The 21339-nt window shown below is 69.1% G+C and carries 20 protein-coding genes and 2 pseudogenes; 9 read left to right on the plus strand and 13 right to left on the minus strand.

Annotated features, from left to right (window positions below):
- Nucleotides 1-17 precede the first annotated feature (17 nt).
- Together ACIA8R_RS42355 and ACIA8R_RS42360 are read right to left on the minus strand one after the other, a co-directional pair.
- The gene (locus ACIA8R_RS42355) at nt 18-878 is read right to left on the minus strand and encodes a VOC family protein (protein ID WP_357701576.1); all 861 of its coding nucleotides are present in this window, start codon (nt 876-878) and stop codon (nt 18-20) included.
- A 26-nt stretch (nt 879-904) separates the two neighbouring features.
- A complete protein-coding gene (locus tag ACIA8R_RS42360; protein WP_357701578.1) occupies nt 905-1738 on the minus strand; it encodes an alpha/beta hydrolase in 834 nt (277 codons plus the stop codon).
- Nucleotides 1739-2019: 281 nt separating this feature from the next.
- On the opposite strand from ACIA8R_RS42360, the gene ACIA8R_RS42365 reads away from it, so the two are divergent.
- A complete protein-coding gene (locus ACIA8R_RS42365; protein ID WP_397043218.1) occupies nt 2020-3135 on the plus strand; it encodes a PucR family transcriptional regulator in 1116 nt (371 codons plus the stop codon).
- Between the two features lie 53 nt (nt 3136-3188).
- Here ACIA8R_RS42365 and ACIA8R_RS42370 read toward each other — a convergent pair whose 3' ends face one another.
- Nucleotides 3189-4520, minus strand: a complete 1332-nt coding sequence (locus tag ACIA8R_RS42370) for an MFS transporter (RefSeq protein ID WP_397043220.1) — start codon at nt 4518-4520, stop codon at nt 3189-3191.
- Nucleotides 4521-4917: 397 nt separating this feature from the next.
- Between ACIA8R_RS42370 and ACIA8R_RS42375 the strand changes: the two genes are divergently transcribed.
- The gene (locus ACIA8R_RS42375) at nt 4918-6102 is read left to right on the plus strand and encodes an alpha/beta hydrolase family protein (protein ID WP_397043222.1); all 1185 of its coding nucleotides are present in this window, start codon (nt 4918-4920) and stop codon (nt 6100-6102) included.
- 128 nt (nt 6103-6230) lie between these two features.
- Nucleotides 6231-6512, plus strand: a complete 282-nt coding sequence (locus ACIA8R_RS42380; RefSeq protein WP_397043224.1) for a hypothetical protein — start codon at nt 6231-6233, stop codon at nt 6510-6512.
- A gap of 153 nt (nt 6513-6665) precedes the next feature.
- Here ACIA8R_RS42380 and ACIA8R_RS42385 read toward each other — a convergent pair whose 3' ends face one another.
- A complete protein-coding gene (locus ACIA8R_RS42385; protein ID WP_397043226.1) occupies nt 6666-7595 on the minus strand; it encodes a LysR substrate-binding domain-containing protein in 930 nt (309 codons plus the stop codon).
- Between the two features lie 96 nt (nt 7596-7691).
- Here ACIA8R_RS42385 and ACIA8R_RS42390 point away from each other — a divergent pair, with 96 nt between their 5' ends.
- Complete coding sequence (locus ACIA8R_RS42390) at nt 7692-8708, plus strand: nitrilase family protein (RefSeq protein ID WP_364094787.1); 1017 nt, start codon at nt 7692-7694, stop codon at nt 8706-8708.
- Nucleotides 8709-8843: 135 nt separating this feature from the next.
- On the opposite strand, the gene ACIA8R_RS42395 is transcribed toward ACIA8R_RS42390, so the two are convergent.
- Both ACIA8R_RS42395 and ACIA8R_RS42400 read right to left on the minus strand, forming a co-directional pair.
- Nucleotides 8844-9206 carry an MFS transporter gene (locus tag ACIA8R_RS42395; RefSeq protein ID WP_397043228.1) on the minus strand — a complete coding sequence of 121 codons (363 nt, stop codon included), beginning with the start codon at nt 9204-9206 and terminating at the stop codon, nt 8844-8846.
- A 94-nt stretch (nt 9207-9300) separates the two neighbouring features.
- A pseudogene (locus tag ACIA8R_RS42400) lies at nt 9301-9477 on the minus strand (MFS transporter); the annotation flags it as partial.
- Here ACIA8R_RS42400 and ACIA8R_RS42405 point away from each other — a divergent pair.
- On the plus strand, nt 9449-9574 hold the full coding sequence (locus ACIA8R_RS42405; protein ID WP_397043229.1) for a hypothetical protein: 126 nt from the start codon (nt 9449-9451) through the stop codon (nt 9572-9574). The pseudogene ACIA8R_RS42400 and the gene ACIA8R_RS42405 sit on opposite strands and share 29 nt — an antisense overlap.
- A 169-nt stretch (nt 9575-9743) precedes the next feature.
- On the opposite strand, the gene ACIA8R_RS42410 is transcribed toward ACIA8R_RS42405, so the two are convergent.
- From ACIA8R_RS42410 to ACIA8R_RS42420, 3 genes are all read right to left on the minus strand, one after another.
- A complete protein-coding gene (locus ACIA8R_RS42410) occupies nt 9744-11144 on the minus strand; it encodes an MFS transporter (protein ID WP_397043231.1) in 1401 nt (466 codons plus the stop codon).
- Nucleotides 11145-11712: 568 nt separating this feature from the next.
- A complete protein-coding gene (locus tag ACIA8R_RS42415) occupies nt 11713-11925 on the minus strand; it encodes a hypothetical protein (protein ID WP_397043232.1) in 213 nt (70 codons plus the stop codon).
- A gap of 271 nt (nt 11926-12196) precedes the next feature.
- Nucleotides 12197-12808, minus strand: coding sequence for a hypothetical protein (locus tag ACIA8R_RS42420; protein WP_397043234.1), 612 nt, complete (start codon nt 12806-12808; stop codon nt 12197-12199).
- Nucleotides 12809-13026: 218 nt separating this feature from the next.
- Here ACIA8R_RS42420 and ACIA8R_RS42425 point away from each other — a divergent pair, with 218 nt between their 5' ends.
- Nucleotides 13027-13224 carry a hypothetical protein gene (locus tag ACIA8R_RS42425; protein ID WP_397043236.1) on the plus strand — a complete coding sequence of 66 codons (198 nt, stop codon included), beginning with the start codon at nt 13027-13029 and terminating at the stop codon, nt 13222-13224.
- A gap of 89 nt (nt 13225-13313) precedes the next feature.
- On the opposite strand, the gene ACIA8R_RS42430 is transcribed toward ACIA8R_RS42425, so the two are convergent.
- Nucleotides 13314-13742 carry a calmodulin-binding protein gene (locus ACIA8R_RS42430; RefSeq protein WP_357701604.1) on the minus strand — a complete coding sequence of 143 codons (429 nt, stop codon included), beginning with the start codon at nt 13740-13742 and terminating at the stop codon, nt 13314-13316.
- Nucleotides 13743-14121: 379 nt separating this feature from the next.
- On the opposite strand from ACIA8R_RS42430, the gene ACIA8R_RS42435 reads away from it, so the two are divergent.
- Nucleotides 14122-14937, plus strand: coding sequence for a GNAT family N-acetyltransferase (locus tag ACIA8R_RS42435; RefSeq protein ID WP_397043238.1), 816 nt, complete (start codon nt 14122-14124; stop codon nt 14935-14937).
- A gap of 107 nt (nt 14938-15044) precedes the next feature.
- Nucleotides 15045-16581 (plus strand): annotated as a pseudogene (locus tag ACIA8R_RS42440) (long-chain fatty acid--CoA ligase).
- Between the two features lie 15 nt (nt 16582-16596).
- On the opposite strand, the gene ACIA8R_RS42445 reads toward ACIA8R_RS42440, so the two are convergent.
- The 3 genes from ACIA8R_RS42445 to ACIA8R_RS42455 all read right to left on the minus strand — a co-directional run bounded on the left by ACIA8R_RS42445 (nt 16597) and on the right by ACIA8R_RS42455 (nt 19906).
- Nucleotides 16597-17436 carry a helix-turn-helix domain-containing protein gene (locus ACIA8R_RS42445; protein ID WP_397043240.1) on the minus strand — a complete coding sequence of 280 codons (840 nt, stop codon included), beginning with the start codon at nt 17434-17436 and terminating at the stop codon, nt 16597-16599.
- A 181-nt stretch (nt 17437-17617) separates the two neighbouring features.
- Nucleotides 17618-19183 carry a chitobiase/beta-hexosaminidase C-terminal domain-containing protein gene (locus tag ACIA8R_RS42450; RefSeq protein WP_397043242.1) on the minus strand — a complete coding sequence of 522 codons (1566 nt, stop codon included), beginning with the start codon at nt 19181-19183 and terminating at the stop codon, nt 17618-17620.
- 294 nt (nt 19184-19477) lie between these two features.
- Nucleotides 19478-19906: a GNAT family N-acetyltransferase gene (locus ACIA8R_RS42455; RefSeq protein WP_397043243.1), complete on the minus strand. Its 429-nt coding sequence runs from the start codon at nt 19904-19906 to the stop codon at nt 19478-19480.
- A gap of 282 nt (nt 19907-20188) precedes the next feature.
- Between ACIA8R_RS42455 and ACIA8R_RS42460 the strand changes: the two genes are divergently transcribed.
- Complete coding sequence (locus ACIA8R_RS42460; RefSeq protein WP_397043245.1) at nt 20189-21328, plus strand: right-handed parallel beta-helix repeat-containing protein; 1140 nt, start codon at nt 20189-20191, stop codon at nt 21326-21328.
- Nucleotides 21329-21339: the final 11 nt, after the last annotated feature.

Here is a 21339-nt window from a genome sequence, read left to right on the forward strand (position 1 = left end):
CTCCTAGAAGGGTGACGTCAGTGCCGGTGGCCCCAGAGGTCGGGGCCGGGGATCTCGGTGACCTCCCAGGTCGCGTCGTCGATGAGGACGCCGCCGCTGCCGAACTCGGTGTGCACCCCGACGGGGGACTGCGCGTAGAAGGAGAACATCTGGTCGTTGCTGTGCCGGCCGAGCGTCATGGTGACCGGGACGTCGCGGTCGAGCACGAGGTCGTAGGTCCGGCCGACCTGGTCCATGTCGGGGACCTCCAGCATGAAGTGGTGCAGGAACGGCTGGTGGATGCCGAAGAACGGGCCGTCCACGAAGGCGATGCTGTGGTGACGCGGGTTCGTGTGCAGGAACGTGGCCTGGAACGGCACGCGCATCGTGTCGCTGATCTTGAAGCCGAGGACGTCGGTGTAGAAACGCTGCTGGGCCGCCACGTCCGGGCTGGCGAGCACGACATGGCCGAGGCCGAGGTCACCCGTGACGAACCGCTCGATGTCCCGCGCCGAGGTGAACTGCCCCTCGCCCGGCGAGGCCCCGTGGAACAGCTCGACCCGGTTGCCCGCGGGGTCGAGGAAGTGCGCCATGCCGGCCACGCGGCGGATCTCCAGCTCGCGCTGCGTCGCCTGGTGGGCCACGACGCCGTGGTCGCTCAGCTCGTCGAGCGCGGCGCTCAGCGCGTCGGCGTCGGCGATCTCCCAGCCGTAGTACGCGCCGCCGTCCTGCTCTCCCGCCTCGACGGTGACGCGGTGGTGCACGTCGTCGATGCGGAAGTGGGTGGCGCCGTCCTCTCCCGCGACGCGCTGCATGCCGAGGATGTCCGTGGCGTACGTGGTGAAGGCGTCCGGCTCGCGCGCGGACAGGCCGAGGTAGCCGAGCTGCTTGATGTCCATGCCTGTTGTCTCCTGGTCGTACGAGGTCAGAACGCGTCGGTGAGGAAGCCGCGCAGCAGCGCCGCGTACTGGGCGGCGCGCTCGATCTGCACCCAGTGGCCGCAGTGCGGGAAGATGTGCAGTTGCGCGTTGGGCAGGTGCTGCTGCAGGAAGACGCTGGAGTCGGGGGTGACGAAACGGTCCTCGCGGCCGTGCACGATGAGGAACGGGTGGGGCATCCGGCGCAGCGCCGACGGCGGCACGGCCATCTCGGCGGGCGAGGAGGAGAAGAAGCGCTCGAAGGAACGCCGCACCTCGGGCCGCATGACCTCCTTGTAGCGCGTCTCGGTGATCTCCGAGATCGACGTGCCCAGCGCGTCCTCGTCATAGACGAACCACTTGGTGAGGTTCTCCAGCGCGCTGATCGTCGGGTCCTTGTAGAAGGACACCATCCGCATGACCTCGGGCGTCGGCTGCGAGTGCCCGCCCGCGCTGCCCATCAGGGAAACGCGGGCGAAGCGCTCCGGCGCCGTCATCACCAGGTGCATGGCGAGCGCGCCGCCCATCGAGTTGCCGACCAGGTGCGCCCGCTCGATCCCGCGGACGTCCATCAGAGCGAGCACCTGCTCGACCCGCATGCGCATCCATCCGGTCAGGCTGCCCGGCATGTCCTCGGGATGGTCGGTGCGGCCGTAGCCGACGAGGTCGGGAGCCAGCACGTGATAGTCGTCGCTCAGAGCGGGGATGAAGCCGCTCCAGTTCGACACCGCGTTGGCGCCGGGGCCGCCGCCGTGCAGCAGAATTACGGTCTCGTGGGCCTCGTCGCCGCTTTCCAGGAAGAAAGTGGAATAGCCATGGGTTTCGACGGTGCGCTCGGTCACTAGAATGGGCTCCTTCCCGTCATGCGCGGGCATTGCTCAGGATGCGCAGTGATCGGGTGAACGGCCGGGATCAGGCCCGCCAGACGACGGCGGGCTTGGCCTTTTCACCTCTCGCATTGCTAACTTGTGCGCTGTCGCACCACCGTAGACAGACACCCTGTTGAAGCGCTTCGTACGATCTGTCGCTATTTGTTGGTGCCGATCCGACGTTGTGTCGCAGGAGAGGAGCAACCCCGGTGAGCCTTGATGACGCCGTCCAAGATCTGGCCGATCGCCTCGGCGTGGCGCTGGTGGTGCTCGACCACGACCTGAAGATCGCGGCGTTCAGCGTCCACGACACCGACGCCCGGCTCGCCCGGCTCGCGCGGTTGCTCGCGGGCTCGACGGCGCCGGTGACGAAGTCGCTGGTCAAGGAGCATCGGCTGCACCACGCCAAGCACGGCGTGCGGGTGACCCAGGACGACGGGGAGCTGGTCGTCCTGCCGTTGCGTCACGAGCAGCAACTGCTCGGCTACGTCTACTACGTCGAGGACCGGGAAACGCCGTGCGCCGACGACCTCGAAGTCCTGGAATCCGCCGCGCCGGAAATGGGCGCGCTGCTCTCGTTGCGGATCTCCGAGCGCAGGCACGGCAAGGAGAATTCGAAGCACCTTCTCGCGGCATTGCTCGGAGGATCGCCGGAGGCCCGCTCGAAGGCAGCCGAAACCCTCGTCCGGGACGACCTCATCGACGATGTCGAGAATTACTCGGTTCTCGTTCTCCAGGCCCCGGAATCGTCCTCGAAGTCGGTGACGCGACTTGCCGTCGAGGCGACCCTTGAATTCACCACGAGATCGACGACCGTGAAGATCGTCGGTGCCGTTCTCGGGGCCGAGGGAATCGTTCTCTTTCCGCGTCCGGTGAATCACGACAGGCTTGAACGCGCACTCGCCGGTCCCGATCTGGAAGAGGTCGTGGCGGCCGTGGGCGGCGTGAAACCGTCGTTGACGGAGGCGGTGCACTCCTACCACGAGGCCCAGCTCGCCTCCCGCGCCTCCCGGCTGGATCGGCACCGTTACGGCAAGCGGGTCTTCTGGGAGGACCTCGGCATCGACCGCCTGTTCCTGCAACTGCCGCTCGACCGGCTGACGCCGAGCCAGCTCCCCACCGGAGTACGACGCCTGCTGAACGCGCCCCACGGCGTCGAACTCGCGACGACCCTGGAGGGCTACCTCGACAGCGGCGGCGAGATCCAGGGCACGGCACGACGTCTGCGCATCCACCGCAGCACGCTCTACTACCGGCTCGACCGCATCCGCGAGGTCATCGACTGCGACATCACGGACGGGTCGGTCCGCCTGGAACTGCACGCCGGCCTCCGCATCGCCCGCCTCGCCGGCCTATGGCCACACAAGTGAGCTTCCGGCGCCCACCACGTCGACCGCAGGCCGGGCCGGGGGCGAGCGGGCGCTCAGTCCGTCGCTGTCCCGGCACTCGCGGGGAGCGAGGAAGCGTGCGCGTGCACCCACCAGGCGAGCGGGAGTGCGATCAGCACCACCGCCTGGATCGCGAGCAACGCCGGAACGATGCCCCAGCGGTCTGCCACCAGGCCGGCTCCCAGGGCGACGAGCGCGTAGAGCACGCTGCCGAGCAGCGACGCGAGCGAACCCATCGTCGCGCGTTCCCGGTCGGTGAACTCGCGCTGCAGCAACGTCTGCTGGGCGATCGTCGACATGCCGTAGGCCGGGGACCCGAGCAGCACGGGCGAGAACACCGTCGGCTTGACCAGCGCCAGGAAGTTCGCCACGTTGTCGAACAGCTCACCGAACAGCAGAGTGCGGGCCGCGCCCACCCGGCCGATCACCCAGCCACTGACGCGGAAGCCGATGAAGGCCACGCCATGGCCGAAGGTGCGCCACAGGCCCAGCGCCCAGAGCGGCCACAGCCCCGTCACGAACACGGGCGACAACTGGGCCGCGCTCTCGCTGCTGTAACGAAGCGCCGACACCAGCGTCATCCGGCGGAGCACCGGATTACGTCGGATGCCGCGCAGAGCCGATCCGAGATGTGCCAGCACGCTCGATTCCCGCGGGCCGTGCACCCGCGGTTCCCGGACCCACAGGGCGACGAGCACGCACAGCACCTGCGGCACGACCGACAATACGACCACCACCCGCGGCGACCAGGTGCCGGCGACCACGCCGCCCAGGGCTGCCGCCAGTGCGAGCGCGATCTGGAACATCGAGTTCACCCGGCCCGAGTGCCGGGGGAACTCCTCCTCCCGGCCGGCTTCGAGCAACGTGTCGTAGAGCAGAGACTCGTTGTTGCCGCTCCACAGCGAGGTCGCCAACCCCTCCAGCACCACGGCCGCAAGGAGGAGGCCGTAGCCGGAAGCGCCGGCGTACCCGAGGTGGGCGGCCGTCATGACGACGGCGCCGGCGATCATCGTGCCGCGTCGGCCGAGGCGGTCGGAGAGCACCCCGGTAGGCACTTCGAACGCCGCCGAAGACAGCATCTTCACCGCCAGGAGGCTGGCGGCGGCGGCGTACGAGCCGGTGACCTGCGCGAAGTAGATGACCATGATCGGCCCGTACATGCGGAAGTCGCCGAGGAAGTTGAACCAGCTCAGCAGGCGGACATTCCGGCTGACAGTCTGGTCAGCGGGGCTCGGAGCCGACGTCGACGGTTGAGGTTTCCTGCCGAGCAGGCGTTCGACCAGGACACGAACATGGAGCAGTGAAGAATGACGAGCGGACACAGCAGAACTCCCGGAAGGGCGAACGGAGACGCCGAACAGCGCCAAGGGTCGGTGACACGTGTCACTTCGCCCCGGTGACCGGGATGTGTGCTGACTTCGCTGCTACACGCGCGGCGTCACAAGGCCGCGACTGCGGTCACCAAGGGGCGAACGGAAGCTCCGGTCATCGTCGTAGACATCAGGCTCCTCAGTTCCCCAGGCGGACGGGATTCCGCATCGGCTCCGACCCTAGCGGCCGAAGGGCCTACATGTCCGCTGAATTACGGTCACACGGCTGCCTCGCGCGGTGCATATCGATCTAGCAGGGAGTGCCGCCCGTTTCAACCTCAAACGGGCCCTGATCTCCCCTCCGAGCGGACGGGTGCTTCCGCCGTTCGCAGGAAGGCCGAACTCATCTCCGGTGAGGAGTTTCCGGACAGCGAGCCACCCTAGCGTGGCCGTCATGAACTACGCATTGCTCAGACGGGGCGTGGCCGCCGCGGTGGCGGTCGGACTTCTGGTCACCGGGCCCGCCGCACAGGCCGCGTCGAAGCCCGTCACTGTGGCCCTGCCCAAGCCGACAGGTCCGCGCGAGATCGGCACCGTCGCGCTGCACCTGCGTGACAGCTCCAGGGCCGACCCATGGATCAAGACGCACGACCGGCGTGAGCTGATGGTCAGCCTGTGGTATCCCACCCGTAGCCCGGACGGCCACCCCGCCGCGCCCTGGCTGCCGCCTCGCGCCGCCGAGGCCTTCTACCGCACCAACGGCCTCTCGCCCGCGGCTGTCAGCCTGCCCTTGACCCATGGCCGAGAAGGGGCCCCGGTGGCGGGTCGAGAGCTGCCCGTCGTGCTGTTCTCACCCGGCAACGGCGCCGACCGTTCCATGAACACCGCCACTGTCGAAGAACTGGCCAGCCGGGGCTACATGGTGGTCACGATCGATCATCCAGGCGATGCGGGAGAGGTGGAGTTCCCCGACGGCACGGTCACCGGCCGGGTCCTGAAGCCGGTCCCGGTGAGCCGGCTGGACGAGAAGGCCGAAGAGGTCAAGGTGCGGGTGGCTGACACACGCTTCGTGCTGAACCAGCTCAAGGAACTGAACAAGGGGCAGAACCCCGATGCCGAAGGCCGGAAGCTGCCGAAGGGGCTGCGTGGCGCGTTCGACCTGAGCAGGGTCGGCATGTTCGGCCATTCCGCGGGAGGAGCGACGGCCGCCGCGACGATGCTGGAGGATCGGCGGGTCAAAGCGGTGCTGAACCTGGACGGACCCGCACTCGGCAAGGTGGCCGCCAAGGGATTGACCAGGCCGTACATGCTGATGGAGGCCGAGATCTTCGACAAGCCCATCCGCGGGCAGAAGGGCTTCTGGTCCCGGCTGAGGGGCTGGCGGCTGCACGTGAAGACCAAGGGCGCCAAGCACAATTCCTACACCGACCTGCCGCTGGTGTACGAGCAGGCGGCGCCGGTGATCGGCCTGTCGAAGGAGCAGTTGCAGGCGGTGAACGGGACACTGTCGGCGGCGCGTTCCGTGGCCGTCACCCGCGCCTACACCACGGCCTTCTTCGACCTGCATCTACGGCGCAAGGGCGACCTGCTCGACAAGCGTTCCTCGCGGTTTCCCGAGGTGCGGGTGATCGCCCGCTAGGGCTCACACGACCATCTGGATGGATCACCCCGGGGGCGGTGGGTCATCAGGCGCTGGGCCAGCACTTTCGCATCTGCGGGCGATATGGAAGGATCCTTCTCCGAATCGATCATGCCGAAGGATCACGCATGTCCATAAAGGCGATCGCGTTCATTGCCTTCCTCTTTGTTGGTGCCGGGGTGCTTGCTGGGGTGATGCCCCTTACCGAAGGTGGCTCGGAGTGTGGTTCGGCCTTCATCTCGCCGTCCGATTCCGCCGGTCAGGACCATGTGAACGCGTGCGAGGACGTTCGCAATCTCGTTCAGATCCCGACAACGATTCTGCTGGCCGTCGGCGGTGTGTTGCTCCTCGCGGCCTTCTTCTTGGATGTGGGTCTGACGATGGAGAGACATCGAAGAGAAGAGCAGTGAGGCCGGCCTGGAGATCCGTACGGGCTCCGGCCGGAGAACCCCAGCGGAAGCCCTCGACGATCGCCTGCCATCGCTCCCGATCTGGCCCCGAACCAGGAGGTGATGGCCCCTGTGCCCACTCGTGAGGCGAGGCGGCGGATACGGGACGCCGCCTCAGCCGAAGTCGTCCGATGGTGACGTCGCACCGTATGTCGTCCGGCCGGACAACGCGGGAGTGTCTCGAAGAACAGCGAGGAAGTTGGCCGTCATGGGCTGAACGCGATCACGGTTCCACACCACGGCGATCTGCCACTCCGCCACCGGATGAAGGACCGGGGTGACGGTGACCGGCGGGGGCGCGATGCGGCCGGCGCGGGCCGGGACGAACGCCGCGCCCACTCCGGCTGCCACGAGCGCCAGCACGGTCTGCAGGTCGTCCGCCTCCTGGATGACGTCGGGACGAACCGTGAGGGCCCCGCACAGCCGTTCGATCTGCCCGACCAGGCCCGGCCCTCTGTCCTTCCTCAGTTGCACGAACCGGTGACGAGCGACCCAGCGCGGCAGGTCTGACGCGTCCTGTGGCGGCGAAGTGTGCTCGCCGGTCGAGGCGAGGGCGAGGCGATCGGTGTCCAGCACCATGTGGGCCCAGGCGTCCCCCTCGGGAAGCCGGACGAAGCCCACATCGAGTTCCCCGGTCGCGAGCCGGTCGAACTGCTCCTGGGAGGACATGTCGTCCAGGGTGACGTGCGCGTCGGGATGGCGCCGACGGAAGGCGGCCACGGCGCGCGGGGCCAGATCGATGCTCGACAGCCCGAAGCCGACCGACAGGCGCCCGATCTCCCCGGCGGCCGCCCTGGTGATGCGCAGAGCCAGGGCATCGGCGCGCCGCACCAGATCCTGCGCCTCGGGCAGCAGGATCGCCCCCAGGTCGGTGAGCGTGGCACCGTGCCGCCCGCGGTGGAACAGCCGGCCTCCCACCCGTGCCTCCAGGGACTGGATCTGCTTGGTCAGCGTCGGCTGCGTCACCAGCAGCTTCTGCGCGGCCGAACCGTACCTGCCCAGCTCGGCCACCGTCAGGAAGGCGCGGAGCAGCATCAATTCCATTCCAGGAGTCTATAGAAAGCCAAATGGAATTCATTGGACGCATGAAAGACGCGTATGGTCACCTGCTGTCGAAACGGCGACGTGGAGGAGTCAGCAGTGGAACAAGGTGACGTGGCGGTGCGCGGCGCGACCGTTCAGTTCGAGCCCCGGCCCGACGACAAGAGCTACAACCTGGCCAGGATCGAGCATTACGTGCGCGAGGCGACCGCCGCGGAAGTGCGGATCCTCGCCTTCCCGGAGATGTGCCTGCTGGGGTACTGGCACCTGCGCCGACACCCCGCCGACCGGCTCCGCGAGCTGGCCGAGCCGCTGGCCGGGCCGTCGATCTCGGTCGTCCGGCAGCTGGCGGCCGATCACGGCATGGCCATCGGGGCCGGCTTCCTGGAGATCGACGAGCAGGGTCGCCTGTTCAACAGCTACGCCGTGTGCATGCCGGACGGGAACGTCCACTGCCACCGCAAACTGCACGCCTTCGAACACGAGGCGATCAGCAGTGGCGATTCCTACACCGTCTTCGACACCCCTTGGGGCGTACGCGTGGGCGTGCTCATCTGCTGGGACAACAACCTGGTCGAGAACGTCCGGGCAAGTGCGCTGCTGGGCGCGTCGATCCTGCTGGCCCCCCACCAGACCGGCGGCACCGACTCACGCAGCCCCCACGGGATGCGGCCGATCCCCGCGCAGCTCTGGCACGATCGCCGCCGCGCCCCGGAGGCGATCGAGGCCGAGCTGCGCGGCCCCAGCGGACGCGGGTGGCTGATGCGCTGGCTGCCCGCCCGCGCCCATGACAACGGCCTGTTCATCCTGTTCAGCAACGGCATCGGTCAGGACGACGACGAGATCCGCACAGGCAATGCGATGGTCATCGACCCCTACGGCCGCATCCTCGGCGAGACCTGGAAGGCGGGGGACGACATGGTGATCGCCGACCTCGACCTCTCCCTGCTGCCGCTGTCGACGGGCCGGCGATGGCTCCAGGGACGACGCCCGGAACTCTACGACATCCTCACCCGCCGGTTCGGAGACGAACGCGAGCCTCGTGCCGCGCGATTCGCCACCGATTCGGTGCCACTCCACCGCGCCCCCACCGACCACGACGGGCCGGCCACCTGAGCCACCAGCGGGGCGACACCCGGTCATCGGCCGCGTTCGTCCTGGCGGTGGCGCTCCGGCAGCTCACGGGCGGCACGTAGAGAGGATCGGAGGTGCCGTGTGCGGACATGGCCACGTTCGGTGATCGCAGCTCGCTCATTTCGCCATGGTCGAGCCGCTGCTCGCCGCCACCACCCCGGAGGGTTCACCCGGGTCACGCAACAAGACCACCGCGACATGGGCGGTCAGCCAGAGCAACGCCGCGGCACCGGAGCGACGCCGCCACGGCCCGGTGATCAGCGCGAAGGCCACGAGGGGCACGTTGACCAGGAAGACCGCGCCCCACCACCAGCGCTCCACCAGCGCGCCGCCGAGAACCGGCCCGACGGTGGCGCCCGCGCTGTGCACCGCGGTCCACACCCCGAGCGCGATCGCCCGCTCGCGGTCGTCGGAGAAGGTCGTCCTGATGATCGCCACCGTGGACGCCATGATCATCGCAGCGCCGACGCCCAGCAGCACCCGCGCGCCGGTGAGCTGCGCGGTCGTGGGAGGCCGCCGCGGCGGCGGAGGCGACGCCGAACACGGCGAACCCGGCCGGCACCATCCGTTTCCTGCCGAGCCGGTCGCCCAGCGTTCCGCAGGTCACCAGGAGCGCCGCCACCGTGAGCGAGTAGACGTCGACGATCCACAACACCTCGGTCGCGCCGGGCATCAGCTCTTCGGTCAGGCTCGGCAGGGCGACGTTCAGCACGGTCAGATCGATGCCGACCAGGAACAGGCTCGCGCACATCACCGCGAGAACCGCCCACCCCTCCGAGGCATGCACCACGTTGCACGGACGCCTGGCGTGGGCGCTCCCCGCGAAGCGCACGCAGGACCAGCAGTAGGCGATCCCGCGCACCGGGAAGGCCGTCTCGGCCAGGTGACGCCACGAGCGACGGGCCCCGCGACCATGCGAGGGCCTTCCGCTTTCTCCGGAGCCGTTCCCGTCTCCCGAACATCGCCGAGGCCCGCGGCCGGTCGGCGCGGCCGTCAGCGACCAGCACCTGAACGAGCTCACCCTCGCGCCGCTGCCCTCGGCCTGGGGACGCCGTCCGGAACGGCCCGCGGCGTCCGGCCCGCGCTCAGCCACAGGACGGTGAACACGGCGCAGGCCAGCGTCACGGCACCCGCCACGAGGAAGGCGCTGTTGAGGCCGGATTCGAAGGAGGCGCCGCCGGACTCCCGCGTGTGAACGATCGCCCCGAGCACCGCCACGCCGAGCACCGCGCCGATCTGCCGGGTGGTGCTGCTGACGCCCGAGGCCAGGCCGCCCTCCTGCGGGCTGACCGCCTGGATGGCGGCCCCGGTCAGCGGCGACATGGTGAGAGCGAACCCGATGCCGACGACCGCCAGCCGCCACCACACGTTCCCGTAGCCGGTATCGGCGTGGACGAAGCCCAGCGCCAGCAGCCCCAGCCCGGCCAGCGCCAAGCCGAGGCCGGCGACGACGCGGAAGCCGTACCTGGCCGCGAACCGGCCCGCGTACGGGCTGACGATCACCATGGCCAGCGAGACGGGCAGGGTCCGCAGCCCGGCGACCAGGATCGAAGTGCCCTGGACGTAGACGAAGAACTGGGAGAAGAAGAACGACGACCCCATCAGCGCGAACCCGACCACGACCATCGCCGTGTTGGACACCGTGAACAGCCGCTGACGGAACAGCCGCAGCGGCAGCATCGGCGTCGACACACGACCCTCGACCACGACGAACGCGACCAGGAGCACCAGCCCGGCGGCGAAGCTGCCCAGGATCACCGGCGAGGTCCAGCCTCGGGAACCGCCCTCGATCAGGCCGTAGGTCACAACGCCCACGCCCGCGACGGACAGAACCGTGCCGGGGACGTCGATCGGCGGCGCGCTCGCGTTGCGGGATTCCCCCAGCACGCGCAGCCCGGCGAGCAGCAGGACCGCCCCGATGGGCACGTTGACCAGGAAGATGGCGGGCCAGCCGAAGGACTCCACCAGGATCCCGCCCGCCAGCGGTCCGGCGGCCAGGCCGATGCCGCTGAACCCGGCCCACAACCCGATCGCTCTGACGCGCTCCCCCGGGGCGGGATACGCGGCGGCGAGCAGCGCCAGCGAGGCGGGGCTCAGCGCCGCGGCCCCGACGCCCTGCATCACCCGCCCGGCGATCAGCCAGCCGATCGAGGGCGCCAGGGAACACACCACCGACGCGGCCGTGAACACCACCACCCCGGCCAGGAACACCCGCCTGCGGCCGAACCGGTCGGCGAAGACGCCGCCCGACAGCAGCAGCATGGCCACCAGCAGCACGTAGGCGTCGACGATCCACTGCAGGCCGGTCAGCCCGGTGTGGAGCCGCTGCTGCATGTCGGGCAGGGCGGCGCCGACGATCGTGTTGTCGAGCAGCACCATGAACTGACCTGCGCAGGTCAGGGTCAGCAACGCTTTCACGCAAATCCTTCCTCAGAGCAGTTGATTCTCACGCTGTGAACGCGGTCAAGGGGGTACGGAATCTTCTCCAAGTTCGGCCACCGGTTCGTGCCCGCTTCGCCGACCTGGACGCCCCGCGATCAAAAAGTCGATTCCATGAATGTGCACCCTAATGGCACGCCGCAAGCGCTCAAAAAGCCGAGAAAACTGCCTCTGGGATATCTCTTCCCAGGTCAGATTGGGTGTCGGCGGTGAAGCCATAGAATGGCGCTCCGCACAATGAGATAGATGTCTCTCTGCTCATCGGTGCGTAGCCATATCGAGCGAGATTTGTCCAGTAGTGAAATCTGCGGGCTTGGAAACGGGCCACTAAGAGGAGAGGCCGGCTTTTGGGCCCTCCCTGATGGCCGAACGGCGCATCAAGACCCGCCGCCAGGTCGGACGCGACGCCGTCGCCGTCATGCCCGCGAGCCGGCAATACCGCGATGGTGCCGAGACCACCCTGCCGTCTCCGAGGCGATCATCGGCTGGGTTGCCATCGCCGGGGCGGCGGTTGATCGGCCGTTCCGCCGCCAGGTCCGTGCGCCGATCAGGCTGTGGCGATACGTTCCAGGCACACCTGGTGCGGGCCGGCTCCGCCTCCAGTTCCGTTCACGGAAATGTGGCCGTCCTCCGGCGCGCCGGAGGACGGCTGCGGCAGCCGTGCCGGATCCAGTACCGGCGAGATGCCCCAGGAGGTCAGCCGTTCCACGCTGAGGGTGAAGGCGGGGTGGGCGGCCGGCGCCACGTTCGGCCACGGCACCGCGACCAGCGGCAGCCCCAGGCCGATCGCTTCGTTCAGCAGCCCGAGTGCCGGCGTGTCGGAGATCCCGCCCGCCCATTTGTTGATCGTCGCTCGGGACCACCGCCATCGCGCCGGCCGGTGGCAGCACGTCCGGCTCCTCCGGCCGTTTGCAGTCCTGCCGGACCGGATGGCCTGTCCAACCGTGGTGCTGGGCGGCGGTTAGTGCCGCTGCGTCCGGCCTGCAACCGACCTGGCCGCGTCGATCGACCCCGGACGCCCCCTGGCGGACCTAGCCGAAGTCCACCTCCTTGTAGTTGCCCACCTTGCGCTTGGTGTACAGGTAGGTGCCGCCGGCGGGTACGTTGCGCTCCTCGACGACCCCGGACGTGTTGAGCTCGGCCAGCGCCTGCAGCTGCTTGGAGGTGTCGCCGCTCTGGGTGCCGAACCCGATGGGCAGGAACGGGTGGCGCCAGCCCTGCTGGGAGGCGGCGTCGGTCACGGTCTCGCCTTCGCGCTGCGCGGGCCGGAAGCTGTAGGGGATCTCGTAGTGGTCGAGGACCACCTTGCAGAAGTCGCAGACGGGCGCGCAGCACTTCAGGTACTTGATGGACGACAACTTCTTCTCGCCCACCGCGGCCAGGATGCACATCTCGGCGTGGTTGCTAACGTTGTCGCAGAACGGGCCGGCGATGCACACCAGCCGGTCGGTGTTGAGGCGCCGGGACTCGATCTCGCTGACGATGGCGTCCGGGCCCTCGCCGGTGACGCCGCCGAGGCCGTTGGACTTGGTGAACCAAAGGTTGTCGTCGACGATGGCGAGCGTGTAGTTGGTGGTCTTGCCGAACTTCTTGCCGGCGATCCACTCGACCAGGGAGTCGATGTCGGACTTCTGCAGTGTCATGGGGCCCCTCCTCCTCGTGACTGTCCACTCGGGTCGGAGGGCGTACGGGCGCGGAAAATACCCCGGGAAGCGGCGGGACGCGGAGCCCCTGGAAGGCTCACATACGGCGAACTCAGGGGCCGCCCGTCTCGGCGCCACATGATGTGAAGACTCCGCTGACGTCCCCCACCCGGAAAGCGATCCCCCACCCGCACCCCGCCTCCGAGGACTTCTCCCGCGTGCTGGCTCAGGTGCCCGGGGCTTTCGTGTTCCTGGGCGCGCGCCCGGCGCGCCTGAGCCGCGACGAGGCGGAGGAGAACCACTCGCCACGCGCCGAGTTCGACGACGTGGTGCTGAACGACGGCGCGCGGCTCCTGGCCGAACTCGCGGTACGGCGACTGAACGCGTACGCGATGAATGCGGCGATGTATTTGTAGGCGACGCATGTCGCGGGGTCGGCTCCGGCGCATGCGGGCGGCCCCCGGAGTGGTTCTCCAGGGGCCGCGAGGGCAGGCGGCGCCAGGGGCTACGGCGTGATTTCGCGCACGAGCCTGGTGGTCCAGCCGCACCAGACGAGGCCGGGCAGGAACGCCCCGCCGGCCTCGTCCAGGTGATCCTCGACGTAGGGGATCGTCGCGTCGCAGACCTCGATGATCTGGTCGAAGAAGTCGATGGTGTCGGCGTTCAGGTGGTAGCTCCAGCGCGGGTTGAAGTCGGTCTGGCGCTTGAGGATGCGTCCGACGACGTGCGGCCGGTCCATGGTCTCGCCGTTCACCAGGTCACGAGCGTGTTGGATCTTCGCGGGGTCGGTGAGCTTGACGATGAACTCCTCGCGGGTGATGTCGGTCATCACGAAGTAGGCCGCGTCCGCCGCCTGGGCGGGTGCGGGGGCGGTGACGCCGAGGGCCGCGACGGCGACGAGCGCCGTGAGGGTCTTGGTCAGGATGCTGCGCATGGGATCCCTTCACCAGGTGTGCGTTGCGTAGCGAATGGCAACACTAAGTAATCACACGGCTTGCCGCGCAGCACCTGACGCCACCGTGGCAACGCAGTCACCCCGGCCTGGACACCGCCCGCGCCGCGGCCCGCCGTTCCACGAACCAGAACGTCACCAGCAGCGCCGCTCCCACAGCCAGCGCGGCGAGCCCGGCCTGGTCTTCGTGCCGTTCCACGACGCACCGCCGGTCGAGTCGGGGCTGGTGTGGCCCACCGCCAGGCAGACGCCCCTGGTCGAGGCGTTCGCCCAGGCGGTCGCGGCGATCGAGATCAATGCCTGACGTCGTCGGGGACGTCCGGGGCCGGGCCGCAGTGGCCGACGGAGTAGGTTCTCTCCCGTGACTGACATTCGACTTCTCGCTCCAGCGGAACTGCCCCTGTGCCGGCGGCTCGAAAGTGATCGCGAGTGGTCCACCGACGAGGCCAAATGGCGGCTGATGTTCGAGGTGGGCGAGGTGTACGCCATCGACGCGGCCGATGGCGACGGCCTGGCCGGGTGCGTGGTGGTGACCCGCCACGGCGACGCGCTGGCCGACGTCGGCATGATGCTGGTCGCCGCCAGGTACGGCAGGCAGGGGCTCGGCATGCGGCTGATGGAGCACGCCCTGGAAGTCGCCGGGGACCGCGTCGTGGAGCTGACCGCGACCCGGTTCGGGCGCCCCGTCTACGAGCGGCTGGGCTTCCGGCCCACCGGCAGCCTGACGATCACCATGGGCCCGATGGAGGGGGCGTCGTCGTCCGGGGTTCGCGTGGCGACACCGGAGGACCACGCCGCGCTCCTCGCCCTGGACGCCGAGGTCACCGGCGCCGACCGGAGCAAGGCGCTGACCGCGCTGCTGGCCACGGCCGAGCGCACGGTCGTCACCGACGGCGGCTTCGCCGTGGCCTGGAACGCCGGCCCTCACCGCGTCATCGGCCCCGTCGTCTCCCCCTCGGAGGAAGCGGCCCGCGAGCTGATCCTGGCCGCCGCCCACGGCTCCGACCGCGACGTGCGGATCGACCTGCTGGACGCCTACCCGGGCCTGCGCCCGTGGCTCACCGAGCTGGGGCCCACGGAGGGACCCGCGGCCCTGCCGACGATGGTCCACGGCGCCCGCCGCCACCCGGGCGACCGTGGGCGATACGTCGCGCCCATCCTCATCTCGATGGGCTGACCGGCCGCCGCCCGCAGCGGGGGAGGAGTCGGCACGTTCGTACAAGTGCCGCCGTGATCCACCGGAGCATCCTGGGGACGGACGACCGTTCCCAGGAGAGGGTCACGATGCTCAATCTGTCGATCGTTCTGGAAGACAGCGCCCGCAACGCGCCGGACCGTACCGCCCTGGTCCTCGGTGACCTGCGCCTGTCGTACGCCGTGGTGGACTCCGTCGCGAACCAAGTGGCCAACCTGCTGGTGACGCGGGGGATCGGCAGGGGCGACAAGGTGGCGCTGCTCTGCCCGAACCTTCCCTACTTCCCGTTCGTCTACTTCGGCATTCTCAAGGCCGGGGCGACCGTGGTCCCGCTCAGCGTGCTGCTGCAGCCGCGCGAGATCACCTACCACCTGACCGACAGCGACGCCAAGGCGCTCTTCTGCTTCGAGGGCACCGGTGAGCTGCCGACGGGGGCGCGCGGGCGGGAGGGGTTCGACGGCACGCAGGGCTGTGAGCACTTCTTCGTCCTGCCCGCCACGCCGCTGGCCACCGAGTCGGAGCACGGCGAGTCGTTCTGGGCGGCGCTGGACGGCATGCCCGGGGAGTTCGAGACGGTTCGAACCGGGCCGGAGGACGTCGCGGCCGTCCTCTACACCTCCGGCACCACCGGCCGGCCCAAGGGCGCCGAGCTCACCCACGCGAACCTGCTGATCAACGCCGTCGTCAGCGACCAGATGTTCCCCGCCGATCCCGAGGGTGACGTCTCGCTCGCCGTACTGCCGCTCTTCCACTCCTTCGGCCAGACCTCCGTCATGAACGTGAGCCTGCGCCGCCGCGCCACCCTGGTGCTCCTGCCGCGCTTCGAGCCCGGCCAGGCCCTGGAGCTCATGCGCCGGGAGAAGGTGACCATGTTCGCCGGGGTGCCCACCATGTACTGGGCGATGTTGTCGAAGATCCACGCGGAGGGGGCCGAGGTGCCCCCGACGCTGCGGGTGGCGGTGTCGGGGGCGGCCGCCTGCCCGGTCGAGGTGCTCAAGGATTTCGAGGCCACGTTCGGCATCCCGATCCTGGAGGGTTACGGCCTGTCGGAGACGTCGCCCGCGGCCTGCTTCAACCAGCTCAGCCGGCCCACCAAGCCCGGCGCCATCGGCTTCCCCCCTCTGGGGGGTGGAGATGCGGCTGGTGGACGGCGACTGGAACACCGTCCAGGGCGAGGGGCCCGGCGAGATCGCCATCCGCGGTCACAACGTCATGAAGGGCTACCACGGGCGACCCGAGGAGACCGCGGAGGTCCTGCGGGACGGCTGGTTCCGCACCGGCGACATCGCCACCCGCGACCAGGACGGCTACTACGCCGTCGTCGACCGCACCAAGGACCTGATCATTCGGGGTGGGTTCAACGTCTACCCGCGCGAGGTGGAGGAGGTGCTGATGACGCACCCGGCGGTCTCGCTGGTGGCGGTGGTCGGCGTGCCGCACGGCTCGTACGGGGAGGAGGTCAAGGCGTACGTCGTCCCGTCGGCCGGTGCGACGGCGAGTGAGGACGAGCTCGTCGCCTGGTGCCGGGAGAACATGGCGGCCTACAAGTACCCGCGGACCATCGAGTTCCGTGAGAGCCTGCCGATGACCGCGACCGGCAAGATCCTCAAGCGCGAGTTGCGCTAGGCGCTCGCCCGGGGGTCAGGGCAGCCAGTCGATCGCGGCGGCGAGCTCGGAGGGCACGCTGCCGAAGGTGCGCCGGAAGGCCCGGGTGAAGTGCGGGCCGTCGGCGAACCCGGCCGCGTGCGCGGCCGCCGTCAACGTCTCCCCGGCGGCCACCCGGTCGATGGCCCGCCGCAGGCGCAGCCACCGCACGTACGGCCGTAGCGGGAGCCCCACGTGCGCGCTGAACAGGTGCGCGAGCCGGCTCGGCGACAGGTGGACCGCGTCCGCGACCGCCCGCAGCCTTACCGGTCCTCCTGCCAGGAGCGCGGGGATGACGGCGATCGCCGCCTCCACCGCCGGGTGCGGCGGGACGCCGCCGGAGCCGCCGGGGCCGCCGGGGCCGCTCCACGCCTCGACGGCGCGCAGCGCGCCGGCCGCCTCGGCCGAGCGCGCGTGACCGACCGGCGGCTCGGTGAACATGAGCGGCCGTGTTCCCGCGCGGTTCGCCGGCTGCGAGCTCACGGGCTCGATCTGCGGAAGGCCGTGTCCGGCCCGGGTGGCGGACGGCGACCAGGACGAAGCCCCCGGCCCGGCGCCGGCGCGCGCGAGCAGGGACCTGCCCGGCGAACTGCGCGGATCCAAGTGGGCGAGCAGGGCGTCGCGCGCCCCGGTCAGCACCGTGTGGCCGGTGTCGGGCGGGACGACGGCGACGCGCGTGGTCAGCTGTTCGCCGTGGGCGTCGGCCAAGGTGAACGGCTCGGCGGCGATGATGAGCTGGACCGCGTGGTGCGCGTGCAGGTCGTTGCCGCCGATCGCGCCGCCGTACAGCATGAGGCCGGGCCGCAGGAGACACCAGCCGCGCCAGGCACGCGACATCACTCCGCCCTCCTTCTCAGGGGGTGGGCCCGCTGCGCCAGGCCGGTCCCTCAGACGATCGGCCCCCTGGTGTTCGCCGTCGCCCTGCGGTGCGCGCCTCCACCCCGGGTGGGTCCCCAAGAGCTGAGGGTCCCATTACCGATCACGTGCCTGATCGGTAACGGGATATCGAAGGCGGTTACTAGTTCAGCACGTCCACGGCGACAGGTGACTGGTTGCCCTGTGCGTCGACCGCGACGACCTCCGCGCGATACTTCACGCCGTCGCGCGTGACCGGGAGCGGAATGTCCATGGAGCCGGCGGCGGGCACCACGTCGAAGCGGTTGGCGACCTTGGTGCTGAGCACCTCGTCGCCGTTGTCGGCCCGGGTGACGCGCACCTTGTAGTGGTACACCAACTCGTCGTCCGCGGCCTGCTCGACGCGCAGCGCCAACTGGCCGTCCTTGCCGGTCTGCGCCGACAGGGGGTGCGACGACGTCCAGCGCGGGGCCGTGCGGTTGCGGTTGGCGTCGGTGTAGGTGAAGTTCTCCACGACCTGGGCATCGCTACCGGCCGTCTTGATCTCCCAGGGCTTGCCGGCCAACGTCCCGTCGCTCTGGAACGGCGGCTTCCAGTTCGCCGACCATTTCCCGCCGGTGTACATGTCGTGGAGGTCGGCGTTCAGATTGATGCGGTTGATGACCGTACGGCCCGGGTAGATCTCGACGGCCAGCCCCTGGGCGGTGGGGGTCTCGAAGCGATTGGCCAGTCGCCCTTCCGCGTCGAGCATCTGGTAACCGTGGTCGATTTCGATGTACGACGAACTGGAGTCGTTGACCGCGGTGAAGTTCTTCTGGTGGATCGAGCGCGGGTCGTTCAGGTTCAGATGCGAATGGCCCGAGAAGTAGATGGCGCGCGGGAACTTCGACAGATCCTCGGCCAGGCGCGGGTTGCTGGTCTGCTGGCCGTCCATGACGGTTCCCGGAACCGGCCGGTGCCCCCCGACGATGATCGGCAGGTCCCGGTAGGCGGGGTTCGCGGAGATCTGGCCGAGCTGTTCGCGCAGCCAGGCGGCCTGGGCGGGGGAGTAGTCCTCGGTGTTGACCGTGACGATCGGGATCCCCTTGACGTCGGTGCGGTAGTAACCGGCACCGGAGTCCGGGAACCACTCCTTCGGGTAGCCCGCACGGACTTCGGCCAGGGTCGCGTCATGGTTTCCGTACGCCATGAGCACCTGGGTCGCGTTCATGCCCTTGCGTTCGAGGTTCTCCTTGAAGATGCGGGCGGTCAGCTGGTGATCCTTGCCGCGTCCGTCCCAGTTGTCGTTGATCATGTCGCCGTTGGAGAGGATGGCGTCCGGGGTGCCCAGGACTCCGGCGAAGGTGTCGAAGTAGGACGACCAACGGTGGCGATCGGCCTCGTAGTCGCCGATGTGCACGTCAGAGACGATCATCATGCGGGCGATCGGCTGCTCACCCTCGCGGATGAGGTACCCCTCGGACTTGAAGGCGCCGGCCTGGTTGCCCTTGAAGGCGCGTGCCGTCAGGTTCGTGTCCGCGGTGATGCGGATCGGCTTGCCGGCGTACGTCGGGCTGCTCTTCGTGGGAATGCTGCCGTCGGTGGTGTAGCGGATCGTCTCACCCTGCTTGGCCTTGAGCTCGACGGACACCGCCTGCTCGTAACGGCCGCCGTCGACGCTGAACGCCGGGGCCAGTGGCGTCCCGCCCGGGACGGCTGAGGCGGCTTGCGCCAGCGGGAAGAGTCCCATACCGAGGCCAACCGAGACTGCTGCGATGTGGCGCCAGGTTGCCGATTCTCGGCGACCGGTGAAGTTGGCCTGTGGCATGTGGTTGCCCCGATCTCGTCACGACGCACTCGGCGCTGTGACGTGTGCTTCAAAAGTTAACGACTTGAACCTGGAGCACCAAGATGTACGGAAGCGCCGACCTGCATGAAGTTCCTACGACGTCGAAGGTAAGAAGTGGCCATTCGGCCGCTCGACGCAGGCGCCGGCCGGCGGCTCTCGCCCGGGACGGGCTCCAGCCGCCGGCCGCTTCACCTGTCAGGCGGTCGTGAAGGAGATCCACACGTCCGGCGGGACGTCCGGCCGGTGCGGGACCGTGTGGCGTTCCTCCGTCCACGCCTCGCCGGCGATCGTGGTGGCCACGCGCCTCCAGAACGCCACGGCCGCCGTGTTGGAGTCCTGGAAGGCGATCTTCCACGGGCCGGGATGCCGGGAGATCACGTCCCGCACGACCGTCATCCCGATCCCGGACCGGCGTGCGCCGCGTACGACGAAGAAGCTGTTAAGCACCCGCTCCGGGCCGGACAGTGCGCGTACGAAGGAGAACCCGATCGGGTGGTCGTCGCTGGTGAACAGGTAGGACGCCCAGTCGTCGTCCTGGAACGCGGCCCGCAGCCGGTCGCTGTGATAGGTGGCGTCGGCGGCGGGCAGCCCGCCCTGGAACTCCGACATGTCGTGACGGAACATGAGCCAGAGTCGTTCGACAGTGGGGAAGTCCGCGGCGGTCGCAGGCCGCACGCTTGCTTGAAAAGTGGTCATACAAGCACTTTCCGGCCGCAATCAACATCAGGCCGGAAAGGTAACAATACCAGACGTTGATCATCAACGGCGCACGGTGCGATGCGTTACAGCTGCGGCGGCCACAGTTTTCCCACTCGTCGGTCGCGATCGAGTGACTCCTCCGCAGGGATCATCCCGCGCATGCTTCTGGTCACGACCCCCTGTTCCACGGACCGACAGGAGATCATCATGCCCGGAGCACCCACGGTGGCGATCGCGCGCGGAGCGGTCGCGTGCCTGCTCCTCTTATCGGCCGCCCTGACGTCGGCGAACCCCGCCGGGGCGAGCACCTCGGCGGTGGCGTGCGGGGACGTCCTGACGACGAACACCACGCTCACCGACGACCTGACCTGTCCGGGCGGCGCCCTGACCATCGGGGCCAACGACGTCGACCTGGACCTCAACGGGCACACGATCACCGGCTCGGGCACCGGCAACGGACTGCTGGTCGCCGGCCGGCGGGGCACCACGGTCCGCAACGGCACGATCACCGGCTTCGCCTACGGGATCTACGTCGACTTCGGCGGCACCGTCCTCACCGCCACCGACGTACGGCTGCTCGCCCCCGTGGACGTCTGGCGGGGCACGGTCACCTTCACCGGCACCCGCCGGGACGCCTGCCTGCTGTCCGGCATCAGGCTGATCGACGGGCTGCTCACGGCCGACCGGTGCACGGTGACCGGGCAGACCGTCCTGGTGCGCAGCTCCGGCTCGACGATCCGCGACAGCGCCCTGACCGGCGGAAGCCTCACCGTCAGCGCCACAGACCGGAGCGTCTTCACCGGCAACGTCTTCGACGCCTTCCCTATGGGCCTGTCGAACGACAGCCGCCGCAACCTCGTGAAGACCAACGTCTTCAAGAACTCGCCCACCGCGGGCCTCGGCGCGAACGAGACCTTCCTGCCGCAGGACGCGAACACCATCGAGTACAACGTGTTCACCGGCAACGACATCGGCCTGCACTCCAGCTCCATGCTGAAGCACCTCATCGTCCGCAAGAACGTGTTCAACGGCAACAAGACCGTCGGCATCTTCGTGGAGAACCCGTGGGGGACAAACCGGGCCGGTCCTGATCCCGTCTCCGACAACGTGTTCGTCGGTAACGGCCACAACCCCAGTGGACTCGTCGACCGTCTGGGGCAGACGGTTCAGGGCGGCATCCACCTGACGTCGCGCGCGGCTCTCACCCCGCCGGTCACCTTGAGGAACAACGTCGGCACCGGCAACGCCGGCCATCTGATCTGGGCGCCCCCGGGCACGGTCGCCGACGGCGGCGGCAACCAGGGACCCTGCGGCCCCACCCCCAACCCCGACCTGACCTGCTGGTGACGCCCTCGGCG

This window comes from Nonomuraea sp. NPDC051191 (assembly GCF_044455665.1).
Lineage (GTDB): Bacteria > Actinomycetota > Actinomycetes > Streptosporangiales > Streptosporangiaceae > Nonomuraea.

Coding starts and splice junctions, on each gene's coding strand:
- ACIA8R_RS42355 (WP_357701576.1), bottom strand. CDS start 878: ATGGACATCAAGCAGCTCGGCTACCTCGGCCTGTCCGCGCGCGAGCCG.
- ACIA8R_RS42375 (WP_397043222.1), top strand. CDS start 4,918: ATGAACTACGCATTGCTCAGACGGGGCGTGGCCGCCGCGGTGGCGGTC.
- ACIA8R_RS42380 (WP_397043224.1), top strand. CDS start 6,231: ATGTCCATAAAGGCGATCGCGTTCATTGCCTTCCTCTTTGTTGGTGCC.
- ACIA8R_RS42385 (WP_397043226.1), bottom strand. CDS start 7,595: ATGGAATTGATGCTGCTCCGCGCCTTCCTGACGGTGGCCGAGCTGGGC.
- ACIA8R_RS42405 (WP_397043229.1), top strand. CDS start 9,449: ATGCCGACCAGGAACAGGCTCGCGCACATCACCGCGAGAACCGCCCAC.
- ACIA8R_RS42420 (WP_397043234.1), bottom strand. CDS start 12,808: ATGACACTGCAGAAGTCCGACATCGACTCCCTGGTCGAGTGGATCGCC.
- ACIA8R_RS42430 (WP_357701604.1), bottom strand. CDS start 13,742: ATGCGCAGCATCCTGACCAAGACCCTCACGGCGCTCGTCGCCGTCGCG.
- ACIA8R_RS42445 (WP_397043240.1), bottom strand. CDS start 17,436: ATGTCGCGTGCCTGGCGCGGCTGGTGTCTCCTGCGGCCCGGCCTCATG.
- ACIA8R_RS42450 (WP_397043242.1), bottom strand. CDS start 19,183: ATGGGACTCTTCCCGCTGGCGCAAGCCGCCTCAGCCGTCCCGGGCGGG.
- ACIA8R_RS42455 (WP_397043243.1), bottom strand. CDS start 19,906: ATGTTCCGTCACGACATGTCGGAGTTCCAGGGCGGGCTGCCCGCCGCC.
- ACIA8R_RS42460 (WP_397043245.1), top strand. CDS start 20,189: ATGCCCGGAGCACCCACGGTGGCGATCGCGCGCGGAGCGGTCGCGTGC.